General features: G+C 38.0%; 4 protein-coding genes and 1 pseudogene. All 5 read right to left on the reverse strand.

Going from position 1 to position 4,863, the window contains the following annotated elements:
* Nucleotides 1–347, reverse strand: a pseudogene (locus AB4160_RS17610) (hypothetical protein); the annotation flags it as partial.
* 126 nt (nt 348–473) lie between these two features.
* Nucleotides 474–935: a hypothetical protein gene (locus AB4160_RS17615; RefSeq protein ID WP_372005702.1), complete on the reverse strand. Its 462-nt coding sequence runs from the start codon at nt 933–935 to the stop codon at nt 474–476.
* A 315-nt stretch (nt 936–1,250) separates the two neighbouring features.
* On the reverse strand, nt 1,251–1,883 hold the full coding sequence (locus tag AB4160_RS17620; RefSeq protein WP_372005704.1) for an HNH endonuclease: 633 nt from the start codon (nt 1,881–1,883) through the stop codon (nt 1,251–1,253).
* A 480-nt stretch (nt 1,884–2,363) separates the two neighbouring features.
* Nucleotides 2,364–2,957 carry a hypothetical protein gene (locus AB4160_RS17625; protein ID WP_372005706.1) on the reverse strand — a complete coding sequence of 198 codons (594 nt, stop codon included), beginning with the start codon at nt 2,955–2,957 and terminating at the stop codon, nt 2,364–2,366.
* Nucleotides 2,958–3,106: 149 nt separating this feature from the next.
* On the reverse strand, nt 3,107–4,003 hold the full coding sequence (locus tag AB4160_RS17630) for a DUF4261 domain-containing protein (RefSeq protein WP_372005708.1): 897 nt from the start codon (nt 4,001–4,003) through the stop codon (nt 3,107–3,109).
* Nucleotides 4,004–4,863: the final 860 nt, after the last annotated feature.

A 4,863-nucleotide genomic window follows, 5' to 3' on the forward strand; every position in this document is an offset into this window, starting at 1 on the left:
TTTGGGTTGACCAGTACACGAAGTGGTGGTTCGAAAAATTTAACTTCAAAATTGTCAAACCAATCCCAATTATTAGAGCCATCATGTAAATATTCTTGCGACACATCACCAGAGCCAATACCCATAACCCTATAATCACATGAAGGAATAGTGCATTTTAAATTCATACTAAAAACATATTCAATGTCGTGAGGTGAAAAATTAGGATGATCAATATCGATTGGTTCTTTATATTGCTTATTAAAACCTTCAGGTAAACACGAAAGTGAATTTGCACCACATTTAGGGCAAGGCCAAGTTGGCATATTTTCACTTCGAAAGTGAGTATGAAACAATTTATTATCCATATAGCCAGACTCCATTATCTGCATAACGTTTTAGTATTTATGGGTTGCGCTGTTAATTTGCCGTTGCAAAGTGGCGTTTTTTGACTCGAAGAAAAGGTGACACTTTGCGGAGGTCAAATTAGATTGTTATGTCTCAACTGTGCTCATTCTCTCGATTAGCTTAAATGACTTTGAGTTAGGATTTTTGAGAATAGAAATTGTGTCAGTCATGATGTATTGATCCCATGATTTTGCATTGGTTTTAAAGTCTGAGTAATACACTACATCTTTAATTCTGCGAAAGTGCCTGAACCAGACACCAATTTGGGGTTCGGTTCTTCTTATGTAATTGTATTCACTATCAACTGTAACCAAGGCCAATGGGAAGTGATGGGAGATAACGAGCACTTTATCTCCGACCTCCATTTTCTGTGCAAAATCTACGTAATCCTTTTGGCTCGAAAGAATTTCACTATGGTCCTCTGCCAGAAGATCACCTGTATCGGTAGCAAAATCCAATCCAATAAACCCCGCCGCAACACTTTGGTGCGAATAGAACCCCGAACTTTTCCCATCATCAGGGTGTAACTGCATTCTCCAATACTTCATCTAATTTATCCTTAAGACATAACGTTTTAGTATTTATGCTTTGCGCTGTTTGCATGGCACAAACCGCTTATTGGACTAGGCCGATGCCGAGCCCTGTTCAATGGGTAGAATTTACTCTATAGGAATTTTCTTTTTTTGATGCTGGCTCTGGGCTGCAAAGCAATTTTGAATTGATTATGAGGCTTGATTTGTACGTATTTCATTGAAATTCCTTTTCATTATAGTGTTCCATCATATCTTTTTTAAGTCTAACTGATTCAATGAGGTTAATAAACTCGATTGAGTCAGCATTTGGCGCCGCCCTTGAGCGCTTTGTTATAACTCAGTTTCACAGATTACCTTGTTATGATAATCGATGCTTTCTTGAGAAATACTATGGTTTGATACCTGCTTAATTTCTTTTAGCGATAACCCAATAGCACCATAGTCACACATTGCATGATGATTGGGGCATAAAACAATAATGTTTTCTGGTGTGTCAGAACCATTATGTGGAGTGCCTAATGGAATTATATGATGAGCTTCCGAGTACAATTTTCCATTTCGTAGCTGAATTTGAAGACCGCAGATTTGACATGAATTTTTGTGAACCAATTTTAGTTCTCTAGCTAATTTTGTATCACGCAAAACACGATAGGTAATTGTATATTCCCGTTCTGGCTCTTTAATACCCACTGATAAATCCACAGCTTTAGGAGTGTGAACTAATTTGTTTCTAAGTCCCCATACTCCAGCACCTAAGTCATTAACCGAATAAAACAGATTTTGACCTTTTTTAAAACCATCAGAATCCGCTGACAAGTCTTGAATTCTTCGGCGGATTACAGCTTTCCAAGTTTTAGGAAGATCTCTTCTTAGTTTTGATACTTCTGAATAGATGTCATCATAACTGGCAACCCCGCCTAGATTTTCAAGTGCTTGAGTTATGTCTTGTTCCCATGACGACATCACCAAAATCTCCCTGAATTATGACAGTTTACTGAACGGTTCGACCGATAAAGCTGCCCACTTAATTTATTGATTAATATCATCCTACATTTTCTATGTCTTTGAAGTAAAGCAATTTAATGACTCTTAAACTCAAATGTAAAAATATTCGTGGGTGATCACGTTCAATTAGATTACCAATATTTTTGAGCCGCTATAATCCAACCTGAGAAGAGTTACAAAGCCACCCATTATTTAGAAGTTATAACATAACAACTAGAATGGGTGGCCTTGTTATTTTTAACTAGAATGGGTGGCCTTGTTATTTTTATTGTAAGCAACTTGTTAAATTTCTATTACACCACATTAAAAGTACTTAACTCTTTCATCATCTAAGTGAGCGTTTAACTCAACACTTTTTGCTTTAGGATGAGTTTGTAGCCAACTAGAATGGGTGGCCTTGTTATTTGAATGGCTTGTTATGTGCTAGTTAACACTTAATTAGAAAAGCTCTACTTTTTTAGATGCTGAATTAGGGATGTTATCATCTGAAAATTTACCACATATTGACGCCATACCTAACTTTCTAGCATCATTCGGTAAGCCAAATCTGGCAGAAACTCTGCTTACTGCATCATCGCATCTATGCCATTCATCCTTATCTCCAAGTAAGTACGCCATGCGTGAGTAAAAAAGTTCATACACGTAGGGATGCTCTGGTTTTCCATTTTTGCCAACTGGTAGCCCTAAAGTAAGAAGGCTTTGGTTTATTTCGGTTTCTTCTATTTCTAACCTAGATCTTGTAACGCCATTTTTTTCTTGTGCGACAAAATTAAATGCGTATCCATCAATTTCATTTGCTACAACGTAATAACCAATAGATGTTCTATTTGCATTAAATCCATCTGATGTATTCTCAAAATTAACGTCACTAGGATCTGAAAGTCGAATGACTTCTCGCGCAGCAGCTATAACTTCCTGCTTATTGTGATTGTTATACTCCCTTAATTTCCATTCTTCCTGAGATAGATCTGGACGTTGGCTTGCACAACCAGCTAATACTAAAACTGATGCCGCCACTACTAATTTAACCATTTATTACTCCTTGGTATTAAAAATTCCTGATGATATAACAGTGCCGAAGCACATAACGCCCGCCTCAACTGCCGGAAGCTACTGGCGCCTTTTTTGCGGCTCTTTGCAAAAAAGGTGACAGTGGCCGGAGGCCAGATTGCAGGCGCTTGTTAGCACTGATTTATTTCCATCTCTGATATAAATTCAGCAACGAATAAGCCATGTTCACTTACTAAAAAATATTCAGTATCAGATGGTAATCGTAATTTCATATATACATCATCTCCAACTTGCATAGTATTCCCCTCACTGAATTGCGCACCTGACTTCAATAAATAACAGAAAACATTATTGAAAATATCCAATATATTCTGGCTAAAGGAATGATCTTCAACTAATGACGCCATATCTGCTAAACCTAATTGCGGAGCACCATACGTTCTTAACCAGACTCCATTAATTCCCTCAATCTCATATTTCACAAAGCCACAGAAAAGTACCGGTAAAGGCAGTGTGCCAAGAAGCTCAACTATATCCCCATCAACTTCATCGCCACATAGAGCTTTTGCTGGAAATGATGTTAGAGCACTTTCATTTGTTATTACAATAGCACCAACTCTAGACAAGAATCCGGCAACTAGTGCCATCGAGGCATACTGGTTTATTGGATTACTATCGTATCCTTTATAATACAAAATAAGATGGCTCTCGTGAGCTCTTGCTCTATCCTTTAAATCCTGAGCGTAATGAGACGGGGTTATGCAGCTTTCTAGACTTTCACTTGGCATTGGCTGATCAAATCCAACAACCTGAATTACATGCTTGTTCCAGCCTATCATACCAATAGGCGTCCCATTGTTTTTTAGTTCTTCATCAATTTCAAATTTCGCATCTGATAAACTCGGATGATAAGAGCGAAAAGAGTGTCCCAGCTCAGTATTATCTAGATCGAAGATGCCACTAAAAAGAACCTGGAGACTAAGTGGATTATCTATCTGATTATTTGCCACTAATCCATTTTCAAATACAGTTTCTTTTTTCCCAAATAATCTAGATATTATACTCATTGTATCCCTTCAATGTATTTTTTTGCGCGTTCTAAAGGTGCTAACAGCTTATTCAATAGCAGCACAATAATGTTCCAGGCTGCTCAATTCAAACCTCAAAGATACCATCGCTAAGTCCTTGTTGTAAATCGAATATTTTCGCGAATACGTAAGTAATGCTCAAAATACTGCCGGAAAAAGAATGCGTCTTTGTTTACGAGGTCTATACAACACTTTAAAAAATTTCGCAGTAGATTGATATGTATGGGTTTTCTCGAATGTTACAAAATTATCGATGCGTAAAAAGCTCATTTTACGCATCCTTTGGCGCCAGAATTATCTCAATTTGGAGAAAATCAGTTATACCTGTATAGGCAACCAGTCATTTGGACGACAAGTAAGGCGGTCATAATCGATTAGAAAAAGTAAGGTTATGCTGATTATCCCATTGCTAGCACCAACTCGTTTTGAGGCATGGACGTGTTACTGGCACCAAATTTATACTTCATTTTAATTGGCTCAGTTATGCTAGATCATCACTTCAATCTAATCCATTGCCTGCCGCAGGTGATGTATAGGATATACAAATGTCGCGATCACATGGTCAATGATGTTCCCGACATCATCATGACATTTCCCAAATCCCTATGGGTCAGATGTGAAAGAGCGACCTTTTGTGCAGATACAACTGCGAGACGCTGCACTCTTTATATAAATCAAAAGGTCCATGTAAGCTCTGCCAAAACAAATAACATCCATGTTAAACGGCCAGTTCGGCATCCATGCCTCTCGCTCAGAGCGCTTCACACTGTGAAACTTCGCCATGTTTTGGTCAAATTTGTTCCAGACAAATAATGACACTCCCACCATCCTTGGCGGTC

The sequence above is a fragment of the Shewanella sp. 10N.286.51.B8 genome (assembly GCF_041469325.1).
GTDB lineage: Bacteria > Pseudomonadota > Gammaproteobacteria > Enterobacterales > Shewanellaceae > Shewanella.

Bases quoted from the DNA above. Each gene is read 5' to 3' on its own strand.
- AB4160_RS17630 (WP_372005708.1), bottom strand. From the start codon at position 4,003: ATGAGTATAATATCTAGATTATTTGGGAAAAAAGAAACTGTATTTGAA.
- AB4160_RS17625 (WP_372005706.1), bottom strand. From the start codon at position 2,957: ATGGTTAAATTAGTAGTGGCGGCATCAGTTTTAGTATTAGCTGGTTGT.
- AB4160_RS17615 (WP_372005702.1), bottom strand. From the start codon at position 935: ATGAAGTATTGGAGAATGCAGTTACACCCTGATGATGGGAAAAGTTCG.
- AB4160_RS17620 (WP_372005704.1), bottom strand. From the start codon at position 1,883: ATGTCGTCATGGGAACAAGACATAACTCAAGCACTTGAAAATCTAGGC.